The following is a 21,133-nucleotide window of genomic DNA, read 5'->3' on the forward strand; positions in this document are numbered from 1 at the left end:
AACCTCCGCGCGCCCCGCTTGAGGAGGTTCCCCGAACCCAGCTGTCGTGCGTGTTTCTTCCCCATTCCCGTTTTCGTGAGAGTTCCCCCATGAGCAATGCACAGCGCAGTTTCCACGTTGCCGTCGTCGGTGCCACCGGTGCGGTCGGCGAGACCATGTTGTCGATCCTGGCCGAGCGTGGTTTCCCGGTCGGTACCCTGAGCGTCCTGGCTTCCGAGCGTTCGGCCGGCGGCGAGATCGAATTCAACGGCCAGAAGGTCAAGGTGCAGGACCTGGCCACCTTTGATCCGAGCGGTGTCGAGATCGCGCTGTTCTCGGCCGGTGGCAGCGTGTCCAAGGAATACGCACCGAAGTTCGCCGCTGCCGGTGCGGTGGTGATCGACAACTCTTCGGCCTTCCGTTACGACGATGACGTGCCGCTGGTGGTGTCCGAGGTCAATCCGGAACAGGTGGCCAACCGTCCGCGCGGCATCATCGCCAACCCGAACTGCTCGACCATGCAGATGCTGGTGGCGCTGGCGCCACTGCACCGCAAGTACGGCATCGAGCGTATCAACGTCTCCACCTACCAGTCGGTGTCCGGCGGCGGCCGTTCGGCTACCGAGGAACTGGGCAAGCAGACCGGCCAGCTGCTGAGCTTCCAGGAAATCGATCCGCAGCGCTTCCCGGTGCAGATCGCCTTCAACCTGATCCCGCACATCGACGACTTCCAGGACAATGGCTTCACCAAGGAAGAAATGAAGCTGATCTGGGAAACCCGCAAGATCCTCGGCGACGACAGCATCCTGGTGAACCCGACTGCGGTGCGCGTGCCGGTGTTCTACGGCCACTCCGAGTCGGTGGCGATCGAGACCCGCGACAAGGTCACCGTCGCCGAAGCGCGCGCGCTGCTGGAGCAGTCGCCGGGCATCGAAGTGGTGGATCGTCACGAAGCCGGTGGTTACCCAACCCCGGTCACCCACGCCTCGGGCACGGACGCGGTGTACGTCGGCCGCATCCGCGAGGACCTCTCGCACCCGCGCGGCCTGAACCTGTGGATCGTGTCGGACAACGTGCGCAAGGGCGCGGCGTTGAATGCCGTGCAGCTGGCCGAGCTGGTCGCCGCCGAGCAGCGCTGATCACAGCGGTTGCCTCACCGGTAGTGCCGGCCGCTGGCCGGCATTGCCGTGATCCTTGTGCCGGAGTGCATGCCGGCCAGCGGCCGGCACTACCTCAAGGGTCTTTCCGGTGGGTGCGGACCCCGGTCCGCACGCTTTATAGTGTCGCCCATGAATAAACGGGCCAGGGGCGCAAAGCGCCCGCTCCTCTATCTTTCCACCGCGCTGCTGGCCCTGGCCAGCAGTTCGGCACTCGCATTGGGCCTGGGAGACATCCGTGTCCTGTCCAAGCCGGGGCAGCCATTGCTGGCCGAAATCCCGGTGGTGTCGGCGGACCCGTCCGAACTGGAAAACCTGCGCGTGGCGCTGGCCTCGCCGGTCACCTTCGAACGCGTCGGCCTGCAACGGCCGACCGGGCTGGTCAGCGAGCTGCAGTTCGAGCTGACCCGCAATGCGCAGGGCAGGGCGGTGGTGCGCGTCACCTCGCAGGCCCCGGTGGAGACGCCATCGCTGAGCTTCCTGATCGAAGCTGACTGGGGCCAGGGCCGCCTGGTGCGCGAGTACTCCGCGCTGGTCGACGCGCCGTCCAGCGCGCTGGCCGTGGCCGAGCCGGAGATCGTCGCGCCGGCAGGCACGCTCTCCAATACCATCGTGCGCGAACCTGCACCGGCTTCGGCAACGGTGCCAGCGGCAGAGGCGCCCACTACGCCGCCACCTGTGGTGGCGCCTGCACCGGCACGCCCGCGTGCGGCCTCCGCGCCGGTCGCTGCACCGGCGGCCGATGGCAGCGTCACCGTGCAGCGCGGTCAGACCCTGTCGCAGATCGCCAGCGCGGTGGCGCGTGGCAACCAGGTCAGCCGCGACCGCGCGATGATCGCCCTGCTGCGCGCCAATCCCGAAGCCTTCATCCGTGGCAACGTCAATCTGCTCAAGCAGGGCGCGGTGCTGCGCATGCCGGGCAGCGATGCGCTTGCCGCTGTCGATGCCGCCGAGGCCGCCGCGCTGGTGCGCGAGCACGCCGCGCAATGGCGGCAGGCGCGCACCGTGCCGCAACCGGCGGGTGCGGTCGCGCCGGCCGCCAGGGCGGCAACCGCGAACGCTTCTTCCCCGGCTGCCGCCAACGGGGCACGACTTGAGATCGCTCCGGCGCTGGCGTCCGACGCCGCGCACGCGGGCACAACCACCGGCACCGCTGCCGGCAGCGAGGGTGACATGCTGGGCAACGAACAACTGCGACAGGCGCGTGAGGACATCGCCACCCGCGATGCCGAGATCGGTGAACTGAAGCAGCGCGTGGCTGATCTGGAGAAGCTGAAGGAGCAGCAGCAGTCGTTGATCGCGATGAAGGACAACGACCTGGCTGCCGCGCAGCAGCGCCTGGCACAGGCGCCGGGTTCCCGTGATGCGGCAACGCCGTGGTACTGGCTGGGGCTGCCGGTGCTGCTGTTGGCGGCGGGCGCGGCCTGGCTGCTGCGTCGTCGCAAGCCGTCGCCGCTGCCGCCGCTGCGTGAGGAAGACGATGCCGCCGGCCTGGCCGCAGCGGTGCCGGCAGGTGCGGCGCTGGATACGCTGGCCGAGCAGTCCTCGTGGTCGTCGGCTGTTGCCGACAATGGCCGCCAGGAACCGGCGATGCCTGCCTGGGCGACCGAAACCGAAGTGCACGACGTGGTGGTCGCCGAACCCGTTGCCGAGCACGCGGTGCGGGCCGAATGGCAGGCCGAGACACTGCGCGACGAGGACGCGGTGGCATTGCCCGAAGCGGTGACCGATCTGCCGCGCTGGGACGATTCCGCAACCACCGGCGACGAGGTTGTCGTCGCCGAGCCGCTGCAGGACGAACGCGTTGTACCGCAGGCGCCGGCCGAAGTGGCGGTGCCGGACTACGCACTGCATGCCGAACAGCAGCCGCAGTTCCGCGGAGTGTTCGATCTGCCGGCTGACGCGCATGAGAACGAGGCTCCGGCGGATACCGTACGTCCGGAAGCCATCGACAGCATCGACCATGGCAGCGTCGAGGCCCCTCATTCCGACGATATCGCGCCGAGCGCGGCCGCGCCCGCCGGCGACGCGGGCTGGTCGCCGCGTGCCGGCCAGGAGCGCCTGGAACTGGCCATTGCCTACCTCGATCTGGGCGACGCGCAGACTGCGCGCACCCTGTTGCTGGAAGTCGCCGAAGGCGGTGACCTGCACAGCCAGGCCCAGGCCCGCGAACTGCTGGCCCGCCTGCCGTGACCGAACCTGCCGACAAGGACCCTGCCATGAGCCGCGAGCGTCGCATCGACTACGTTGAATTCGCTTCCAGCGACCTGGCCGCAAGCCGCGCCTTCTTCGAGAAGGTGTTCGGCTGGTCGTTCGTCGATTACGGCAGCGACTACACGGCGTTCGACGATGGCCGCCTGCAGGGCGGCTTCTTCCGCGGCCAGCCGCAGCGGGCCAGCGACAGCGGCGCACCGCTGCTGGTGCTGTATGCCGACGCACTGGCACCGGTCGAGGCCGCCGTGCGCGACGCCGGCGGTGAGATCGTGCGCCCGGTGTTTTCCTTCCCCGGTGGCAGCCGCTTCCAGTTCGTCGAGCCCGGTGGCAACGAACTGGCGGTCTGGTCCGAACGCGATCCGGCCTGAGCGCCGCCCCATACGCAATATCGAGGTAGCACATGCGTTACGCGCTTGGCGTCGAATACGACGGCAGCGATTTCAGGGGCTGGCAGAACCTGGGCGAGGGCGGTCCCAGCGTGCAGGCCAGCCTTGAGCAGGCCCTGTCGTCGGTTGCCGATTCGCCGCTGCAGGTGGTCTGCGCCGGCCGCACCGATGCCGGCGTGCATGGCCAGTGCCAGGTCGTCCATTTCGATACCGACGTGGTGCGCGATCCGCGCGCCTGGATGCTGGGCACCACCACCCGCCTGCCGCGCTCGATCGCGGTGCGCTGGTGCGTGCCGGTGGCCGACGATTTCCACGCCCGCTTCTCGGCACGCGCGCGCCGCTACCGCTACCGCCTGCTCAACCGCGAGGTGCGGCCGGCGCTGGACCGGCAGACCCTCAGCTGGGAGCGCCGGGCGCTGGACGAGACGCTGATGCACGCCGCCGGCCAGGCCCTGATCGGCGAAAATGACTTCAGCGCGTTCCGCTCCGTGCAGTGCCAGGCGCTGCATGCGCGGCGTGAGCTGCAATCACTGCAGGTCAGCCGCCAGGGCGAAGTGATTGAAGTGGCCGTGCAGGGCAATGCATTCCTTCATCACATGGTCCGCAATATCGTCGGATCGTTGATCCTGGTGGGCAGCGGTGAAAAACCGGTGGAATGGATCGCCGAACTGCTGGCCGGGCGCGATCGCACCGTAGCCGGTCCCACCGCACCGCCGCAGGGCCTGGTGTTCCTTGGGCCCCTGTACCCCGACAACTGGCATCTGCCCGCCGAGGTCACGCTATGAGCCGCTCCTACTACCGCACGCGCATCAAGTTCTGTGGCATGACCCGTGCCGGCGATGTCCGCCTGGCCGGTGAGCTGGGCGTGGACGCAGTGGGTTTCATCTTTGCCCGCGAGAGCAGCCGCCGGGTTGCTCCTGCCGAAGCACGCGCGATGCGCCAGGCGATCGCGCCGATGGTCGATGTGGTGGCCCTGTTCCGCAACAACAGCAAGGAAGAGGTGCGCGAGGTGCTGCGCACGGTGCGGCCAACCCTGCTGCAGTTCCACGGCGAGGAAGACGAGAGCTTCTGCCGCAGCTTCAACATGCCCTACCTGAAGGCGATCGCCATGGGGGGGCGGGAAGAGGTCAATGCGCGCACGTTGCAGCTGCGTTACCCGAGCGCGGCGGGGTTCCTGTTCGACAGCCACGCTCCCGGCGGCGGCGGCGGTACCGGCGTGGCCTTCGACTGGGGCCGTATCCCGACCGGCCTGCACCGGCCGTTCCTGCTGGCCGGTGGGCTGAACCCGGAAAACGTCTACGACGCTGTGCTGGCCACGCTTCCCTGGGGCGTGGACGTGTCCAGCGGCATCGAACTGGAGCCGGGCATCAAGGACGGTTACAGGATGCGCACCTTCGTCGAGGAAGTGCGCCGCGCGGACTGCACGGTCCTGGAGTGATCCGCGCCCCCTGAGGGCGCACCCGGAACGTCATCGCCGACGGTGCATTCCGCCGGGTCTGTGTTCTTGCCTGTCGCGTGCCGTGCCATGAAGGCGGACGTCTACTGAATGCGGTGAGCATCCCACTTTCGGGTAATTCAGGATCCAGCGCCAGGAAGTCGACACCCCCCGAGCATCTGATCGGACACCATGGGCCCAGCCTGACCTGGCTGGGTGCGATGTGGTGTGCGTGTCGCTGGCCGCACCCCTGAGATACGCCTTGGCTTTCGAACGAGGACGCAATGGATATGCCCCATCTCTCGTCCCATCGTATCCGCCTGGCCCGCCTGACGATCATGCCCGGCCTGCTGCTTGCATTGGGCGCGTGTGCGGCCGGTGACTCGTCCGCCCCGACTGCATCGGCACCGGCCGCTGCCACACCGGCAGGCGCACCCGCCACAGCACCGGCCACGGTTCCGGCGGCAGCACCGGCTGCCGACGGCCTGGCGGCGCTGATCCAGGCCAGTGGCGTGAAATGCAGCAACGCCAGTACGGGCAGCGGCTGCACGGCCGGCGATGTGGACAGCGGTGATTTCTACGATGTCGAACTGTCGCCGGACTGTGGTGACCAGGGCTTCTTCGCGGGCGTAGCCGACGCCAAGGGTGTGGAGACGTTGAATGCGATGCCATCTGCCGGCAGCAAGGCCAGCGTGACCACAAAGCTGTCGAAGGGGCAGCTGGTCTGCGTGCAGGGCATCGGGCGTACCGGACAGAATCCGCTGTTCTATTACGTCGTGGCGGTTCCCGCAGCAACGGTCGGCAAGTGCAAGGGCAACACGTTGTGTGACACCTATGGCGACAGGCCGATCACTGGCCTGGCGAACACGGGGGGGCGAGGCCTGCCATGTGGCGGCGCCGGGACGTTACGCCGGGAACTGCGCGCAGGGCTGGGTCAGTGCGGACGTGCTCGACGTGTTTTCCAACGGAATGTAATTACGGTATCGATGCGGCCGACAAGCTGCAGAGCATCACGGTGCAGGATGGCAAGGCGTTCGTGATGGGCACGACGCCGGGCTTCCGCACCGCCATCGATCTGGCTCAGGCGCCACCGCCGCTGGAGCAGACCAGTGCCAAGCTGCTGGCAGATCCGCCGCATCAGCAGCAGGTGCATGAGGAGCAGCAGCGGGTCGCGATGGGCGGTCGCTGAGGCTTGTGTTGCCGGCTTCGGGAGCGAACGCCACCCGGAGCCTTGTCTCATCGCAGCTGTGCTGCTGCCCAGTCGGCCAGGGCGTCCACCCGTGCATCGGCCGGGCCATCCGGCCGCGCCAGCACCCAGAAGCCGCCGGTGGCGGTAAATCCCCACGGTGCGACCAGCCGGCCTGCGGCCAGGTCTTCGGCCACCAGCGGTTCCGGTGCGATTGCCGGGCCCAGCCCGGCCACCGCGGCTTCCAGCAGGTAGTACAGGTGCTCGAAGGCGGTGCCCAGCTGCAGCTTCGACACCTCCAGATCGTGCGCCTGTGCCCATGCCGGCCATGCCTGCGGCCGTGAGCTGGTGTGCAGCAGCGTCTCCTGCAGCAGCGCCGACGGCGGTGCATGCCGCAGGCGCTGCGCGGCCGGATGCGATGGCGCCACCACCACGCCGACCCGTTCCGGCGCCAGCTCGCGTACCTGCCAGCCTCGTGGCCACGGGCCCTGCGCCAGCAGCAGCACCGCGTCCAGCGCCGCCTGCGCTTCGGTGAAACTGCCATCCAGTGCCGACCACTGCAGGCGCACGCCGGGCAGGGCAGCCTGCAATGCTGGCAGTCGTGGAATCATCCAGCGCGCCAGCACGCTGCCACTGCAGCCCAGTACCAGCGCCGGGGCTGCCGTCGGCCGCCGCAGTTCGCGCACGCAGTCTTCGATACCGCTGAAGGCCTCGCTGCATGCTGCCTGCAGCCGCGTGCCCGCAGCGGTCAGGCGCAGGCCACGGCCGGCCCGCTGGAACAACGCCAGGCCAAGGTGATCCTCCAGCAGCTTCAACTGCCGGCTGACCGCGCCGTGGGTGACGTGCAGGTCCTGCGCGGCGCGCCCAACGCCGCCAAGGCGGGCCGTCGCTTCGAACGCGCGCAGCGCATTGAGGGGAGGCAGCAGGGAACGGCTCATGTGAGATTTCCTGACGATATGCGCCAGATAATATCCATTTTCCGGTCATGACCTGTGCGCTAGAGTATCCACCTGTCTGAACCACCGGTCGTATCCATGTCTGCCTCCCCCATTGCCGACTATCACGCCTTCCCGGATGCCCAGGGCCACTTCGGCCGCTATGGCGGCAGTTTCGTTGCCGAAACCCTGGTCGGCCCGCTGCAGGAACTGGCCCAGGCCTATGACCAGGCGCGCCAGGATCCCGCATTCCAGCTGGCCTATGACCGCGACCTGGCGCACTACGTGGGCCGGCCGAGCCCGATCTATCACGCCCAGCGCCTGAGCGATCACGTCGGTGGCGCGCAGATCCTGCTCAAGCGCGAGGACCTGAACCACACCGGCGCGCACAAGATCAACAACACCATCGGCCAGGCCTTGCTGGCCGCGCGGATGGGCAAGACGCGCATCATTGCCGAGACCGGTGCCGGCCAGCATGGCGTGGCCAGTGCCACGGTTGCCGCGCGGCTGGGCCTGGAATGCGTGGTGTACATGGGCGCCACCGACATCGAGCGGCAGAAGATCAATGTTTACCGCATGAAGCTGCTGGGCGCGACGGTGGTGCCGGTCACTTCCGGCTCGGCCACCCTGAAGGACGCACTTAACGAAGCCATGCGCGACTGGGTGACCAACGTGCAGGACACCTTCTACATCATCGGCACCGTGGCCGGCCCGGATCCGTATCCGCGCATGGTTCGTGACTTCAATGCCATCGTCGGCCGTGAGGCGCGCGAGCAGATGCTGGCCGAGTACGGCCGCCTGCCCGATGCGATCACCGCCTGCGTGGGCGGCGGCAGCAATGCCATCGGCCTGTTCCATGCCTTCCTCAACGACCGCCAGGTCGAGATCGTCGGCGCCGAAGCCGCCGGTGATGGCATCAACACCGGCCGTCACGCCGCGTCGATCGCTGCCGGTCGCCCGGGTGTGCTGCACGGCAACCGCACCTATGTGCTGTGCGACGACGACGGCCAGATCATCGAGACCCACTCGGTATCAGCCGGCCTGGATTATCCGGGCGTCGGCCCGGAGCACGCGTTCCTGGCCGATACCGGTCGCGCACGCTATCTGGGCATCACCGACGAGGAAGCGCTGCAGGCCTTCCACCTGCTGGCGCATACCGAGGGCATCCTGCCGGCACTGGAGTCCAGCCATGCGCTGGCACAGGCGATCAAGCTGGCGCGTGAGCGACCGCGTGACCAGATCGTGCTGTGCAATCTATCCGGCCGTGGCGACAAGGACGTGCACACCATCGCTGCGCGCGAAGGGCTGGTGCTGTGAGCGCGCGGCTGCGGAACAGCGGCGTGCTGCTGCTGGCGCTTGGGCTGGCCGCGTGCCAGCCGCCGGAGCCACCGGTACTGGCGCCGGCCGCCAAGGCCACCACGCAGCCGGCCCAGCAGCCGGCCGCCAACGATGACCTCGACCCGATGGCGCGTACGCCGATCGTCGATCCACCGTCTGCGCAAGGCGCGGACAGCGACGACGTGCCTGCAGTGGCCTCGGTGGCGCTGGATCATGCCGGCGAGGTGCTGGTCGGCCAGCACATGAGTGACCTGAAGGCCCTGGGTCCCTGGAAAGCGCAGGGCGCGAAGGAGTTCTTCGAAGGCGACTGCGAGTACTACGATGGCAAGGCGCTGCCGGCCGGCGTGTCGATGATGACCGATGACGAGCGCGTGGTGCGTTTCGATCTGAAGCCGGGTGACGACCCGGAGCTGCCGGTTGAGCAGCCCGGTCCGTTTGGCCTGCGCGTCGGCATGACCCGCGCACAGGCCATGGCGCAGTTTCCGAATCCGCCGGTGTCCAGTCCGCATGCCTATGACGGCGACCAGGGCGAGTACCTCACCTGGCAGGACCCGGGCTCGGACCTGGGCATCCGCCTGGAACTCTATGAAGGGAAGGTCACCCGGATGTACTGGGGGACCAGCGATGCGATTGAACTGATTGAAGGATGTGCCTGAGATGCCCGTATCCCGACTCGATGCCTGTTTCCAGCGCCTGCGCGAGCAGCAGCGCAAGGCACTTATCCCCTTCGTCACCGCCGGTGATCCCTCGCTGGAGGCCACGGTGCCGGTCATGCACGCGCTGGTCGATGCCGGTGCCGATGTGATCGAGCTGGGCGTGCCGTTCTCCGACCCGATGGCCGATGGCCCGACCATCCAGCGCAGCTCCGAGCGCGCGCTGGCACGGGGGGCTGGCAGCCGCTACGTCCTGCAGGCCGTGGCGCAGTTCCGCGAGCGCGACGCGCAGACCCCGGTGGTGCTGATGGGCTACCTCAACCCGGTGGAGATCCATGGCTACGCGGCCTTCGCCAAGGCCGCCGTCGACGCAGGCGTGGACGGCGTACTGCTGGTCGACCTGCCGCCGGAAGAAGCGGGTGAAGCGCAGCAGGCCTTCGATGCAGCCGGCCTGGCACTGGTCCTGCTGGCATCACCCACCACCAGCGAAGCGCGGGCCGACAAATTGCTGGCGCTGGCCCGTGGCTATCTCTATTACGTCAGCTTTGCCGGTGTCACCGGTGCGTCCGAGCGCCTGGACAGCGATGCCGCCAGTGCCCGTCTGCAGGCCCTGCGCGCGCGCGCTTCAGTGCCGGTGGTTGCTGGCTTCGGCATCAAGGATGCCGCCAGTGCTGCGGCGATGGCGCGCCAGGCCGATGGCGTGGTGGTTGGCAGTGCACTGGTGGCGGTGCTGGCCGAAGCGGGCTCGGCTGAAGAGGCCGCGCAGCGCGCTGGAGCTTTCCTGGCCCCGCTGCGGCAGGCGCTGGACGCGTAACGGTCGTGCCGGCCGCCGGCCGGCATCTTCCTGACGGCCACATGCAAATGCTGCCGGCCAGCGGCCGGCACTACCCATGGGTCTGCACGTAAGGGGCTGCCGGCCAGCGGCCGGCATGACCCAGCACCTAAACGTACGTCCCAGCATGGTTTTTTCCGGCGGCCCCGCGGCCGGCAAGGGGGTGCACGGGCGGGGAAAGCGGAGCTAGACTGTCCGCCTTTGCGGCCCTCGGGCCGCCCTGAACGGAAGTGTCCTCCCGCATGAGTTGGCTCAGCAAGTTGATGCCGTCCGGCATCCGCACCGACAACACCCCCAGCAAGAAGCGCAGTGTCCCCGAGGGCCTGTGGGAAAAGTGCAGCAACTGCGGCAGCGCGTTGTACCGTCCGGAACTGGAAGAGAACCTGGAGGTCTGCCCGAAGTGCGGCCACCACATGGCGATCCGCGCGCGTGCGCGCCTGGCCGCCCTGTTCGACGCCGACAGCACCACCGAGATCGGTGCGCGCCTGGGGCCGACCGACCTGCTCAAGTTCAAGGACCAGAAGAAGTACAGCGAGCGCATCAAGATCGCGCAGAAGAACACGGGTGAGTACGACGCGCTGATCGCCATGCGCGGTCTGCTCAAGGGCCGTGCACTGGTGGCCTCGTCGTTCGACTTCGCCTTCATGGGCGGCTCGATGGGCTCGGTGGTGGGTGAGCGTTTCGCGCTGGCCGCCGAAACCGCAGTCGAAATCGGTGCCCCCTACGTGTGCTTCTCGCAGAGTGGCGGCGCGCGCATGCAGGAAGGCCTGTTCTCGCTGATGCAGATGGCCAAGACCTCGGCCGCACTGGGCAAGCTGCGTGAAGCGGGCCTGCCGTACATCTCGGTGCTGACCCACCCGACCACCGGTGGCGTGTCGGCCTCGTTCGCGATGCTGGGCGACATCAATATCGCCGAGCCGCAGGCACTGATCGGCTTTGCGGGTCCGCGCGTGATCGAGCAGACCGTGCGCGAGAAGCTGCCGGAAGGCTTCCAGCGTTCGGAGTTCCTGCTGGAGCACGGTGCCATCGACCAGATCTGTGACCGTCGCGAGATGCGCGACCGTCTGTCCGATCTGCTGGCAATGCTGGGTCGCCAGCCGGCGCCGGAGGTGGCTTGATGGGTGCCCGCAAGTACTTCGGAACTGACGGCATCCGTGGGCGGGTCGGCCAAGGCGTGATCTCGGCCGACTTCGTGCTGCGCCTGGGCAACGCCCTGGGCCGTGTCCTGGTCGCCCAGCGCGGCCAGGACGGGCGCCGGCCGATCGTGGTGATCGGCAAGGACACCCGCATTTCCGGCTACATGTTCGAAGCGGCGCTGGAAGCCGGCCTGGTCGCTGCCGGCGCCGACGTGCAGCTGCTGGGGCCGATGCCGACCCCGGCGGTGGCGTTCCTGACCCGCACGCTGGGCGTGGACGCCGGCATCGTCATCAGCGCTTCGCACAACCCGCATTACGACAACGGCATCAAGTTCTTCTCCGCCCAGGGCGAGAAGCTCGACGACGCCACCGAGCTGGCCCTGGAAGCGGCGCTGGACGTTCCGTTCACCACCGCCGAATCGGAGAAGCTGGGCAAGGCGTCGCGCGCGCGCGAAGCGGTCGGCCGCTACATCGAGTTCTGCAAGGCCAGCGTGCCGCGCGCGTTCGACCTGCGTGGCGTGCGCCTGGTGCTGGATTGCGCGCACGGTGCCACCTACCAGATCGCACCGCTGCTGTTCCGCGAACTGGGTGCCGAAGTGATCGGCATCGGCGCCGAGCCCAATGGCGTCAACATCAACGCAGGCGTGGGCTCCACCCATATCGACAACCTGGCGGCCAAGGTCCGCGAGACCCGTGCCGATCTCGGCATCGCCTTCGATGGTGATGGCGACCGTGTGCTGATGGCCGACGACCAGGGCAACCCGGTCGACGGTGACGACCTGCTGTACATCCTGGCCCGCGCCTGGAAGGACGAAGGCCGCCTGCGCGGCCCGGTGGTCGGCACGCTGATGAGCAACTACGGCGTGGAAAGAGCTTTCGCCGATCTGCAGATCCCGTTCGTGCGCAGCAACGTTGGTGATCGATACGTGCACCAGGCGCTGGTCGAAGGCGGGGGCGTGCTTGGCGGTGAGGCCTCGGGCCACCTGCTGTGCCTGGACCGGGCGACCACCGGCGACGGTATTGTCAGTGCCCTGCAGGTACTGGTGGCACTGCGCAACGGCGGCCAGACCCTGCGCCAGGCGCTGAAGGGTTTGGAGCGGGTGCCGCAGAAAACGGTCAACGTGCGGTTGGGCAATGCCTCGGCCAAGGCCACGGTGCAGGCCGCCAGTGTGCAGGCCGCGCTGGCGGCCGCGCAGCAGTCGGTGGCCGGCCGCGGTCGCGCGTTCCTGCGCCCGTCGGGTACCGAGCCGGTGGTGCGGGTTACCGTCGAAGCCGATGACGCCACGCTGATGCAGGAGACACTCGATCGCTTGTCCGCTGCGGTGCGCGAAGCCGCTGCCTGAACAGCGTGGCAATCCCGCGTGTTGCACCCGACATGGCCGCGTTTGCGGCCATGTTTTTTTCTGGGAGGGGGACTCAACCGTGCGCGACCCGCGATCGCGTTCAGCTGCGGCTGTGCACCTTGTGACGCGTCGTGTACGGGCGTTTCCGACCGCTGGGTCCTGCCCGCATCAGCGCGCGGGCAGGTGCTCTGGCATTGCACCGTGTGCGGTGCGTGACATCGCCCGCTGCCACTTCCAGGTGTCCCGGCACATGTCGGTGAGATCGTGACGCGCCTTCCAGCCCAGCTCGCGCAGCGCCAGCGAGGCATCGGCGAAGCTGACCGCGATGTCGCCATCACGCCGCGGTACGATGCGGAACGGAACCCGCACGCCGGTGGTGAGTTCGAAGGCCTGGATCAGTTCCAGCACGCTGTGGCCCTGGCCGGTGCCAAGGTTGAGGGTGATGCTGCGCCGCTGGTCGCGAAGGAACTGCAGGGCCAGTACGTGGGCGCTGGCGACGTCCTGCACATGGATGTAGTCGCGCACGCCGGTACCATCATGGGTCGGATAGTCGTCCCCGAAGACCTGGACCTCCGGCAGCAGCCCGGCGGCGACCTGCGCGATGTAGGGCATCAGGTTGCTCGGCGTGCCATGCGGCAGCTCGCCGATCAGCGCGCTGGCGTGGGCGCCGACCGGGTTGAAGTAGCGCAGCGTCGCGATATGCAGGTCCTGGCCCGTTGCCGCCAGGTCGGCAAGCAGCTGCTCGACCACCAGCTTGGTGCGCCCATAGGGCGTCATCGCACAGGTTGAAGCGGTCTCGGCCACCGGGCAGTGGTCCTGGTTGCCGTACACCGTTGCCGAAGAGCTGAAGACCAGCAACTGCACGCCTGCATCCTGCATGGCACCGAGCAGGGCAATCGAACCACTGATGTTGCTGTCGAAGTACTGCAGTGGAATCTTCTGGGATTCGCCCACGGACTTGAGCGCTGCGAAGTGCAGTACGGCATCGATCGCGTGCTCCTGCATCAAGGCGGCCATGCGCGGCCGGTCCCGGATGTCAGCCTGCACGAACACCGGTGCCGTGCCGGTGATCCGTCCGATGCGCTCGACCACGCTGGCGTCGCTGTTGCACAGCGAGTCCACGATGACCACGCCGTGCCCCTGCTGCTGCAGCTCCACGCATGCATGCGAGCCGATGTAGCCAGCACCGCCGGTCACCAGTACGTTCATTGCCTTCACTGTTCCTTTGAGTCCATTCGAAAAACGGGTGCTGCCGCGATCAAGATGAACGTGGCCTCCTACGGGCCAGGCACCATCTTCTTCTGCCGCGCCTTGAAGCCGTTGAAGATCGGCGCGATCAACGGGTTGTAGCTCCATGCGATGCGCTTGCGCAGCCAGCTGGCCGGCCGGTTGCGGATCGCGAAGCGATAGATCCGCTCCGGATCGCCGCCAATCACGTTGCGGCCGAAGGGATGGGTGGTGTGCAGGTAGCGGAAGCCCTGTTCGCGTGCCACTTCGATGTAGTCATCGTCGAAGTCACCATAGGGCCAGCACAGCGTATCGGAGACTTCGCCGAGCTTCTCCAGCAGCGTCTGCTTCGCCATGGCCAGGTCGCCGCTGATGCCTTCGCGGCGCTGCGCACGGTCCAGGTCATCGCGCTTGAGCCAACGGGTGTGGCTGTGGGTATGGCAGTGGACCTCGAACGTGCCGGCTTCGATTGCCGCACGCGCTTCGCTCCAGCGCATCATCACTTCGTCGCTGCGGCCCTGCTTGTAGATCAGGTCCTCGCAGGCGCGATGTTCCGGCGTGGCCGGCAGCTCGGCGCCTTCGATGCCTGCATGCGGGCGGATCGGACCTTCGTGCATCCAGCCGGTGACCACGAACACCACCGCATGCATGCCGTATTTCTGCAGGATCGGATGGGCGTAGACCCAGTTGTCCAGGTAGCCGTCGTCGAACGTGATCACGATCGATTTGCGCGGCACCGGCTTCCCGGCGAGAAAGCCGGCGTACTGGTCCAGCGTCAGCGAGGTCCAGCCGGTCCGTGCGAGCCAGGCGATCTGGCTCTCGAAGTTCTCCGGGGATACGGTGATCATTCCCGGCGAGTTGCTGACATGGTGGTGCATCAGCACCGGTACGGTTCTGGCGTTAGCCATGACCCAGCTCCTTCAACCATTGGAGGTAGTAGTTTTCAGTGGCCTCTCCGTGGCCGGCCGCGCTGAACTGCTTGGCGCTGCGGATCCAGTCCCAACCGGCGCGGCCCATCTGCCGGCGACGTTCCTGATCATCCACCAGCAGCCGCAACGCACCAGTGAGGGCGGCGTCATCACCCAGCCGGGTGAGGATGGCATTGCTGCCTTCCACCAGCATTTCAGGCACGCCGCCAACGCGATGCGAGACGATCGGCAGTGCCGCCTGCGCCGCCTCGAGGAACACGGTCCCCGAGGCTTCCTTGTGGGTGGCCAGGGCGAAGATGTCGAAACCGGCCATCAGCCGGTGTGCGTCGCTGCGGAAGCCGAGCAGGTGCACCTGGCGCTCCAGCCCGAGTTCGCTGCGCAGGGCCTGCAGGCGGCCCATGACCGGCTCGCCGTCGCCGACCACGGCCAGGTGCAGGTCGGGATTGGTCTTGCATAGTGGCGCCATGGCGCGCAGCAGCTCGGCATGGCCCTTGGGCTCGCGCAGCACGGCCACGCAGCCGACCACGATGTCGCGCTCGGCGAAACCGAGTTCGGCGCGGACCTGTGCGCGGGTGGCCTGCAGGTTCTCCCAGGGATCGCCCTGCTCGGTCATGCCCCAGCGCGGCGGCGTCGCCATGGGGGGCACGATGCCGATGTGCTCGGCGGCAATGCCGCGGTCGACCAGCAGCCGCTTGACGAAATCGCTGACGGTGATGATCCGGTGCGGAAGACCGGTATAGGTCAGCAACGAATTGACCGGACTCATCAGGTGGCGCGAGCGCACCACCAGTGGCGTGCCGCCCAGGCGTGCGCCGGCCGCGGCGATCAGTGCGTCGCGGCGGCTGGTGGTGTTGACCACGTCGTAGCGTTCGCGGCGTACCAGGCGTGACACCGACCAGATGCCGCGCAGCAGCCGTGCCAGGCCGCCCATGCGCAGAGTATGCACAGTGAAGCCATCGTCGCGCGCGAGCTGGGCCAGGCGGGCATCGGGCTGGCACAGCAGCGACACCTGGTGCCCACGCGCACGCATCACCTGCATGTGGCGGAAGATGTAGATCTCCTGGCCGCCCATTCCCCGGGCAGCTTCGGTATGCAGGATCCGCAGCGAGCGTTTCATGGAATCCATCCTCTGTGGTCAGCGGTTGCGGAAGCGGGTCAGCGCTTCCCATGCGGTACGGACGGCGCCGGCATCCGGGGCCTGGCGCGGCAGCGGGCGGTAATGCAGGTCAAGCGCCGTCGCATTGCCGAACTTGTCGAACACGTAGATGCCATTGCCATGGCGGACGGCGCGTTGTGACCAGCTTTCCACCACCAGTGCGCGCTCGCCTGCGGGTTCGGCCAGCAGATCCTGGCCGGTGCTGAAGTCGCTCAGTGCGTTCTCGCAGCCCAGGGCGTGGCGCATCAACGTCGGCACCCAGTCCTCATGTGAACTGGTGCGTGTCTCATGGCCGCTGGCCTGGCCGGGCCAGTGCAGCACGAACGGTACCTGCAGCTGGTAGTCGGAGAAGTTGCCGTTGTGGCCCCAGTAGTTCAGCTTCAGGTCGTTGAACTCCTCGGCGTGGTCGCCGGTGACCAGGACGATGGTGTTCTGATCCAGGCCCTGCGCGCGCAGATCGTCCAGCAGGGTGCCGACGAGGCTGTCGGCGTAATGCACGGCGGTCCGGTAACGGTTCAGTTCCGGGGCCGGGTCGTGGTCCGGACCGAACCTGAGGAAGTCGATTTCCTGCGCCATCGGGGTCGCCAGCGGCGGGTAGCCTGCGGGCATGTGGTAGGGCGCATGGGTGGAATCGAGGAAGACGAAGCCGAACCACGGCGTGTGGGCTGCCTGGCTTGCACGGATGTCCTTCTGAAGCGAGGCTACGATGCTGCTGTCACGGCCTTCCGAACCCAGGCCGGGCGGGCCCTGGTGCAGCTGGTCGCGGACGTCCGCAAATGCAGTGCGGTCGAATTCCGGGCTGTACATCGGCGCGCTGCCGTATAGATGCAGGTCGTACCCCTGCTGGCCCAGCACCTTGAACAGCTGTGAGCCGCGCTGTTCGTCAAGCATGCTTTGCCAGTAGCCGCCCGGCAGGCCGTAGAGCAGGCCGAACAGGCCATAGCGGGTGGCGTTGCCCGTGCTGAAATGGCGGTCGTAGACACGAGCGGAGGCCGCCAGTGCCGAGGTGTTCGGCATGATCTGCGGAGTAAGCGCATCGTGGCGCAGCGATTCCAGCACGACCATCAGTACATTGGGCCGCTGTGGGCTCTGGCAGCGCAGTGGCTGCAGCGGATACAGCAGCTGCGCATGGCGAGGATCGGGCAGGCCGACCTGCTGTTCACTGACCACGCCCAGCCTGCGCATGAAGCTCTTGGCGGTGATCGGCTGGGCCCAGGGCAGGTAGTTCCACTGGGCAATCACGTCACGGTCGCCGCGTGCGTCGTAGTAGGCGGTGGCCACCTGGCCGCTCGCCATCAGCAGGGCGACCACCGCCCAGGCCTGCAGCACCCTGCGCCGGCGGGGCGCGGCCGGCAGCAGCTTCCAGCACGCCCAGGCCAGGATGCCCTCGGCGGTAAAAATGGCCGCCACCAGCAGGCCGACCTGCACCCAGGTCTTCCACGACAACGCAACCTGGTCCTGCAGGGCGCCGCCGAACACCATGTTCAGGACCATGGCATTGAGGTGGAAGCGGTACAGGGTGAACACCTTGGCGTCGACCAGCAGCAGGCACAACCACAAGCCCTGCAGCAGTACCGCACTGATGCTCAGCGTGCGCGCGCTGCGCGGCCACAGGCCCAGCAGCAGTGGCAGCGCGCCGGCCAGCGCGCCGAAGGCGAGCAGGTGCCCGGGCAGGGCAATCGCGAGATAGGCCAGGCCCTGGTGGCCGCCCGGGTTGTCGTACAGCGGCACGTTGCCGAGGGTGATCATCGTCGCCAGCAGTGCATTGCCCAGGACGAACAGGGACCACCACGCAAGCCGGCGCCAGCGAAGGGCAGGGCCCGCAGAGGGAAGAGCGATGGCGGCTGGGGCGTCGGGCATGGTGCGTCGGGTCGGGGAGGCGCGGTCGGGGCTTGCGCTGCCAACGTGATGGATTCGTTAAATTGTGCGCAGGTCGCGCATTGTATCGATTTGTTTCCGAGGATCGAGTAGCGTCCGCCGGGTGATCTGTCACAATGTTCAGGCGGGCCATGAATGCGCAGGCCCCCCAGACCCAATGACAAGCCAGGAATTGCTGTGAGCCAGATCCCCACCCTCGACATCACCCGTTTCGACAGCGACCGCGAGGCCTTCGTGGCCGAGCTGGGCGCGGCCTACCGCCAATGGGGATTCGCGGGCATCCGCAACCACGGCATTCCGCAGGCCGACATCGACGCGGCCTACGATGCCTTCAAGGCCTTCTTCGCCCTGCCGGAAGAGGTCAAGCGCAAGTACCACGTGGCCGGCAGCGGCGGCGCCCGCGGCTATACCCCCTTCGGCGTGGAAACCGCCAAGGGCTCCAAGCACTTCGACCTGAAGGAGTTCTGGCACATCGGTCGTGAAATCGCCGACGACTCCAAGTACCGCGATGTGATGGCACCGAACCTGTGGCCGACCGAGGTCGAGGGCTTCCGTGAGCGCGGCTACGGCCTGTACCAGGCGCTGGACAACCTGGGTTCGCGCGTGCTGTCCGCGCTGGCCCTGCACATCGGCCTGCCGGAAGACTTCTTCGCCGACAAGACCAACTTCGGCAACTCGATCCTGCGCCCGATCCACTACCCGCCGATCACCACCGACGACATCCCGAACGTGCGTGCCGGCGCGCATGGCGACATCAACTTCATCACCCTGCTGGTCGGCGCCAGCGCCGCGGGCCTGGAGGTGCAGTCGCATGAGGGCGAGTGGGTGCCGTTCACCTCGGACGCGGACACCATCGTGGTCAACATCGGCGACATGCTGCAGCGCCTGACCAACCATGTGTACCCGTCGACGATCCATCGCGTGGTCAACCCCCCGGGCGAGCTGGCCCGCCAGCCGCGCTACTCGGTGCCGTTCTTCCTGCACCCGAACCCGGATTTCCTGATCGACGTGCTGCCCTCGTGCATCACCCCGGAGAACCCGAGCCGGTACCCGGAGCCGATCACCGCCCACGGCTTCCTCGAGGAGCGCCTGCGCGAGATCAAGCTGAAGTAAAGAAAAGTGAGGCCGCCGAAAGGCGGCCTTTGTCTTTGCAGGGTTGCACCCTGCACCCGCGGCAGTGCCGGCCGCTGGCCGGCAAGTCCAAAGCCAAAGCGGCTCTGGGTTTCTGCGTGTTGGGCGGGGCGGTGTGGGTTGGCGGGACGCGCCGTGAACCCCCAGACCGGCCCAGCCGCTGGCGGCTGTGCGTTCGGGCGCTTGCGAAGCAGTGCTTCGCAAGCAAAGCGCCCCCACCCCTGGGGGCTCGATGGCGCCATCCATGGCGCCAATGGTCCTGCCAACCCACACCTCCCCGCCTTCAACAGTTTCCCGGTGACGGTTGGTGGGTGTCGACCTTGGTCGACACGGTAGATCCACGCCTTGCGTGGATGAGATCTGTCGGATCGAAGTGGGGTAGGGGTTGGTCCAGCCGGCAGCAACCCGGAATACAGCTTTTGCCTTTGCTCTTGCTCTTCTTTTTTCTTTCCGTGGCGGGCGGAACCGCCGGACTGTGTCAGAGGCCGGGTGGGTGGGGCTGCGCAGGGGCGTGAGCCGCATGGATGCGGCGATCGAGCTTACATGGACGTACTTGCAGCGTCCCCTGCGCAGTCCCACCCGCCCGGCCAAGCCCTGGATCTAGCCTGGCTCTCCGCGAGCAACCAAACCCCGCCCCCCGCCCCCCCCCGCCACGAGGGGCTGCGCCATTGGCTGAAAATCCATGTAACCGCTTACAAGGAAACGGATTTTTGCCGCAGCGGGTATCATGACCGGCTGACTTCACACAGGAGCCACCCGCTCATGCGCCGCAAGATCGTCGCCGGAAACTGGAAGCTGCATGGCAGCCGTCAATTCGCCAATGAACTGCTGGGGCAGGTGGCTGCCGGGCTGCCGCTGGAGGGGGTGGACGTGGTGATCCTGCCGCCGCTGCCGTACCTGGGCGAGCTGGTCGAGGACTTCGGCGAGACCGGCCTGGCCTTTGGCGCGCAGGACGTGAGCAGCAACGAGAAGGGCGCCTACACCGGCGAGGTCTGCGCGGCCATGCTGGTCGAGGTCGGGGCCCGCTATGGCCTGGTCGGCCATTCCGAGCGCCGCCAGTACCACCACGAGAGCAGCGAGCTGGTCGCGCGCAAGTTCGCCGCCGCCCAGCACGCCGGCCTGGTGCCGGTGCTGTGCGTGGGCGAGACCCTGGAACAGCGCGAGGCCGGGCAGACCGAAGCGGTCATCGCCAGCCAGCTGGCACCGGTGCTGGAGCTGGTTGGCGCGGCCGGTTTCGCCCAGGCTGTGGTCGCCTATGAGCCGGTCTGGGCCATCGGTACCGGCCGTACCGCCACCAAGGAGCAGGCACAGCAGGTGCACGCGTTCATCCGTGGCGAAGTCGCGCGTATCGATGCTAGAATCGCTGATTCACTGCCCATTGTTTACGGCGGTAGCGTGAAGCCCGACAATGCCGGGGAACTGTTCGCGCAGCCGGATGTCGATGGTGGGCTGGTCGGCGGCGCCTCCCTGGTGGCTGCGGACTTCCTGGCCATCGCAAGGGCGGCGGCCGCGAACTAATCCTAGAAGTATTGTCCGAGGGCGGTTTCCAATGCTGATGTTGATCCTCAATGTCGTCTACGTGCTGGTCGCTGTGGCCATGATCGCGCTGATCCTGATGCAGCGTGGCTCGGGTGCGGCGGCGGGTTCGGGCTTTGGTGCCGGCGCCTCGGGTACGGTGTTCGGTGCGCGTGGCGCCTCGAACTTCCTGTCCAAGTCGACCAAGTGGCTGGCCGTCGTGTTCTTCGGCATCAGCCTCTTCATGGCCTGGTATGCCGGTCATGGCAGTCGTCCGGCGGCCGACCAGGATCTGGGCTTGATGTCCGCCCCGGCGGCGGTCGCTCCGGCGGCTCCGGCAGGCGAATTGCCGGCCGTTCCGAAGGCTGATGCGGTCCCGGCCGCCCCGGTTCCGGCCGCGAATGTGCCGGCTCAGGCGGAATCTTCGGTTTCTGGTGAAGAAAAGCCTTCGGAAGGCTCCCAGAAACACTGAAGCCGGTTACAATACGCGGCGCATCGGGAAGATAGTCTGATGTGATCGTTTGCCCAGGTGGCGGAATTGGTAGACGCACTACCTTGAGGTGGTAGCGACTTAGGTCGTAGGGGTTCGAGTCCCCTCTTGGGCACCATTTGTAAGTAAAGCGGGTTCGCCTGGCGCGCAAGGCGCCAGGTAGATTCCCGTCCACTCCCCCATGCCAAAGCGCCTGCAGGCGCAGCGGCAGAG

Annotated in this window: 18 protein-coding genes, 1 tRNA gene and 2 pseudogenes; 16 read left to right on the top strand and 5 right to left on the bottom strand. The window is 67.3% G+C overall.

What is annotated here, in order from left to right:
* Window positions 1–89: 89 nt before the first annotated feature.
* The 7 genes and pseudogenes from AC5P9F_RS09920 to AC5P9F_RS09950 all read left to right on the top strand — a co-directional run.
* The gene (locus tag AC5P9F_RS09920) at window positions 90–1,118 is read left to right on the top strand and encodes an aspartate-semialdehyde dehydrogenase (protein ID WP_005410484.1); all 1,029 of its coding nucleotides are present in this window, start codon (window positions 90–92) and stop codon (window positions 1,116–1,118) included.
* 150 nt (window positions 1,119–1,268) lie between these two features.
* Entirely contained in the window at window positions 1,269–3,329 is a 2,061-nt protein-coding gene (locus AC5P9F_RS09925; protein WP_099484890.1) for a FimV/HubP family polar landmark protein, read from the top strand.
* A 26-nt stretch (window positions 3,330–3,355) separates the two neighbouring features.
* Window positions 3,356–3,718: a VOC family protein gene (locus tag AC5P9F_RS09930; protein ID WP_099484889.1), complete on the top strand. Its 363-nt coding sequence runs from the start codon at window positions 3,356–3,358 to the stop codon at window positions 3,716–3,718.
* Window positions 3,719–3,750: 32 nt separating this feature from the next.
* Complete coding sequence (gene truA / locus AC5P9F_RS09935; RefSeq protein WP_005410481.1) at window positions 3,751–4,521, top strand: tRNA pseudouridine(38-40) synthase TruA; 771 nt, start codon at window positions 3,751–3,753, stop codon at window positions 4,519–4,521.
* Complete coding sequence (locus AC5P9F_RS09940) at window positions 4,518–5,174, top strand: phosphoribosylanthranilate isomerase (protein WP_005410480.1); 657 nt, start codon at window positions 4,518–4,520, stop codon at window positions 5,172–5,174. The genes truA and AC5P9F_RS09940 overlap by 4 nt, the downstream gene beginning before the upstream one ends.
* A 281-nt stretch (window positions 5,175–5,455) precedes the next feature.
* Window positions 5,456–6,146, top strand: a pseudogene (locus tag AC5P9F_RS09945) (hypothetical protein).
* 4 nt (window positions 6,147–6,150) lie between these two features.
* Window positions 6,151–6,360: pseudogene (locus AC5P9F_RS09950) on the top strand (peptidoglycan-binding protein); the annotation flags it as partial.
* Window positions 6,361–6,407: 47 nt separating this feature from the next.
* On the opposite strand, the gene AC5P9F_RS09955 reads toward AC5P9F_RS09950, so the two are convergent.
* Window positions 6,408–7,295 carry a LysR family transcriptional regulator gene (locus AC5P9F_RS09955; protein ID WP_043035579.1) on the bottom strand — a complete coding sequence of 296 codons (888 nt, stop codon included), beginning with the start codon at window positions 7,293–7,295 and terminating at the stop codon, window positions 6,408–6,410.
* Window positions 7,296–7,391: 96 nt separating this feature from the next.
* Here AC5P9F_RS09955 and trpB point away from each other — a divergent pair, with 96 nt between their 5' ends.
* The 5 genes from trpB to glmM all read left to right on the top strand — a co-directional run bounded on the left by trpB (window position 7,392) and on the right by glmM (window position 12,594).
* On the top strand, window positions 7,392–8,609 hold the full coding sequence (trpB, locus tag AC5P9F_RS09960; protein WP_005414084.1) for a tryptophan synthase subunit beta: 1,218 nt from the start codon (window positions 7,392–7,394) through the stop codon (window positions 8,607–8,609).
* Window positions 8,606–9,286 carry a hypothetical protein gene (locus AC5P9F_RS09965; protein WP_024958315.1) on the top strand — a complete coding sequence of 227 codons (681 nt, stop codon included), beginning with the start codon at window positions 8,606–8,608 and terminating at the stop codon, window positions 9,284–9,286. The genes trpB and AC5P9F_RS09965 overlap by 4 nt, the downstream gene beginning before the upstream one ends.
* A gap of 1 nt (window position 9,287) precedes the next feature.
* Complete coding sequence (gene trpA / locus AC5P9F_RS09970; protein ID WP_024958316.1) at window positions 9,288–10,097, top strand: tryptophan synthase subunit alpha; 810 nt, start codon at window positions 9,288–9,290, stop codon at window positions 10,095–10,097.
* Window positions 10,098–10,357: 260 nt separating this feature from the next.
* Window positions 10,358–11,233, top strand: coding sequence for an acetyl-CoA carboxylase, carboxyltransferase subunit beta (gene accD / locus AC5P9F_RS09975; RefSeq protein ID WP_005410473.1), 876 nt, complete (start codon window positions 10,358–10,360; stop codon window positions 11,231–11,233).
* On the top strand, window positions 11,233–12,594 hold the full coding sequence (gene glmM / locus AC5P9F_RS09980; protein ID WP_227843512.1) for a phosphoglucosamine mutase: 1,362 nt from the start codon (window positions 11,233–11,235) through the stop codon (window positions 12,592–12,594). Before accD ends, glmM begins: the two co-directional genes overlap by 1 nt.
* 168 nt (window positions 12,595–12,762) lie before the next feature.
* Here the strand turns inward: glmM and galE are convergent, their stop codons facing one another.
* From galE to AC5P9F_RS10000, 4 genes are all read right to left on the bottom strand, one after another.
* A complete protein-coding gene (gene galE, locus AC5P9F_RS09985; RefSeq protein ID WP_099479367.1) occupies window positions 12,763–13,803 on the bottom strand; it encodes a UDP-glucose 4-epimerase GalE in 1,041 nt (346 codons plus the stop codon).
* Between the two features lie 68 nt (window positions 13,804–13,871).
* Complete coding sequence (locus AC5P9F_RS09990; protein ID WP_005410470.1) at window positions 13,872–14,729, bottom strand: polysaccharide deacetylase family protein; 858 nt, start codon at window positions 14,727–14,729, stop codon at window positions 13,872–13,874.
* The gene (locus AC5P9F_RS09995; protein WP_005410469.1) at window positions 14,722–15,867 is read right to left on the bottom strand and encodes a glycosyltransferase family 4 protein; all 1,146 of its coding nucleotides are present in this window, start codon (window positions 15,865–15,867) and stop codon (window positions 14,722–14,724) included. The genes AC5P9F_RS09990 and AC5P9F_RS09995 overlap by 8 nt, the downstream gene beginning before the upstream one ends.
* Before the next feature lie 18 nt (window positions 15,868–15,885).
* The gene (locus AC5P9F_RS10000; protein WP_111117731.1) at window positions 15,886–17,766 is read right to left on the bottom strand and encodes a DUF3413 domain-containing protein; all 1,881 of its coding nucleotides are present in this window, start codon (window positions 17,764–17,766) and stop codon (window positions 15,886–15,888) included.
* A 153-nt stretch (window positions 17,767–17,919) separates the two neighbouring features.
* Between AC5P9F_RS10000 and AC5P9F_RS10005 the strand changes: the two genes are divergently transcribed.
* The 4 genes from AC5P9F_RS10005 (at window position 17,920) to AC5P9F_RS10020 (ending at window position 21,038) form a co-directional block, all read left to right on the top strand.
* Window positions 17,920–18,897, top strand: coding sequence for an isopenicillin N synthase family dioxygenase (locus AC5P9F_RS10005; protein WP_005410467.1), 978 nt, complete (start codon window positions 17,920–17,922; stop codon window positions 18,895–18,897).
* A 780-nt stretch (window positions 18,898–19,677) separates the two neighbouring features.
* On the top strand, window positions 19,678–20,433 hold the full coding sequence (tpiA, locus tag AC5P9F_RS10010) for a triose-phosphate isomerase (RefSeq protein WP_005410466.1): 756 nt from the start codon (window positions 19,678–19,680) through the stop codon (window positions 20,431–20,433).
* A gap of 31 nt (window positions 20,434–20,464) precedes the next feature.
* Window positions 20,465–20,902 carry a preprotein translocase subunit SecG gene (gene secG, locus AC5P9F_RS10015; RefSeq protein ID WP_005410465.1) on the top strand — a complete coding sequence of 146 codons (438 nt, stop codon included), beginning with the start codon at window positions 20,465–20,467 and terminating at the stop codon, window positions 20,900–20,902.
* A gap of 51 nt (window positions 20,903–20,953) precedes the next feature.
* Window positions 20,954–21,038, top strand: a tRNA-Leu gene (locus AC5P9F_RS10020).
* The last annotated feature ends 95 nt before the right edge of the window (window positions 21,039–21,133 follow it).

Source organism: Stenotrophomonas sp. YJH_SMC_4, assembly GCF_059371575.1.

What these genes read in the sequence shown, in the direction of transcription:
- AC5P9F_RS09920 (WP_005410484.1), top strand. Translation starts at nt 90, where the DNA reads ATGAGCAATGCACAGCGCAGTTTCCACGTTGCCGTCGTCGGTGCCACC.
- AC5P9F_RS09925 (WP_099484890.1), top strand. Translation starts at nt 1,269, where the DNA reads ATGAATAAACGGGCCAGGGGCGCAAAGCGCCCGCTCCTCTATCTTTCC.
- AC5P9F_RS09930 (WP_099484889.1), top strand. Translation starts at nt 3,356, where the DNA reads ATGAGCCGCGAGCGTCGCATCGACTACGTTGAATTCGCTTCCAGCGAC.
- truA (WP_005410481.1), top strand. Translation starts at nt 3,751, where the DNA reads ATGCGTTACGCGCTTGGCGTCGAATACGACGGCAGCGATTTCAGGGGC.
- AC5P9F_RS09940 (WP_005410480.1), top strand. Translation starts at nt 4,518, where the DNA reads ATGAGCCGCTCCTACTACCGCACGCGCATCAAGTTCTGTGGCATGACC.
- AC5P9F_RS09955 (WP_043035579.1), bottom strand. Translation starts at nt 7,295, where the DNA reads ATGAGCCGTTCCCTGCTGCCTCCCCTCAATGCGCTGCGCGCGTTCGAA.
- trpB (WP_005414084.1), top strand. Translation starts at nt 7,392, where the DNA reads ATGTCTGCCTCCCCCATTGCCGACTATCACGCCTTCCCGGATGCCCAG.
- trpA (WP_024958316.1), top strand. Translation starts at nt 9,288, where the DNA reads ATGCCCGTATCCCGACTCGATGCCTGTTTCCAGCGCCTGCGCGAGCAG.
- accD (WP_005410473.1), top strand. Translation starts at nt 10,358, where the DNA reads ATGAGTTGGCTCAGCAAGTTGATGCCGTCCGGCATCCGCACCGACAAC.
- glmM (WP_227843512.1), top strand. Translation starts at nt 11,233, where the DNA reads ATGGGTGCCCGCAAGTACTTCGGAACTGACGGCATCCGTGGGCGGGTC.
- galE (WP_099479367.1), bottom strand. Translation starts at nt 13,803, where the DNA reads ATGAACGTACTGGTGACCGGCGGTGCTGGCTACATCGGCTCGCATGCA.
- AC5P9F_RS09990 (WP_005410470.1), bottom strand. Translation starts at nt 14,729, where the DNA reads ATGGCTAACGCCAGAACCGTACCGGTGCTGATGCACCACCATGTCAGC.
- AC5P9F_RS09995 (WP_005410469.1), bottom strand. Translation starts at nt 15,867, where the DNA reads ATGAAACGCTCGCTGCGGATCCTGCATACCGAAGCTGCCCGGGGAATG.
- AC5P9F_RS10000 (WP_111117731.1), bottom strand. Translation starts at nt 17,766, where the DNA reads ATGCCCGACGCCCCAGCCGCCATCGCTCTTCCCTCTGCGGGCCCTGCC.
- AC5P9F_RS10005 (WP_005410467.1), top strand. Translation starts at nt 17,920, where the DNA reads ATGCGCAGGCCCCCCAGACCCAATGACAAGCCAGGAATTGCTGTGAGC.
- tpiA (WP_005410466.1), top strand. Translation starts at nt 19,678, where the DNA reads ATGCGCCGCAAGATCGTCGCCGGAAACTGGAAGCTGCATGGCAGCCGT.
- secG (WP_005410465.1), top strand. Translation starts at nt 20,465, where the DNA reads ATGCTGATGTTGATCCTCAATGTCGTCTACGTGCTGGTCGCTGTGGCC.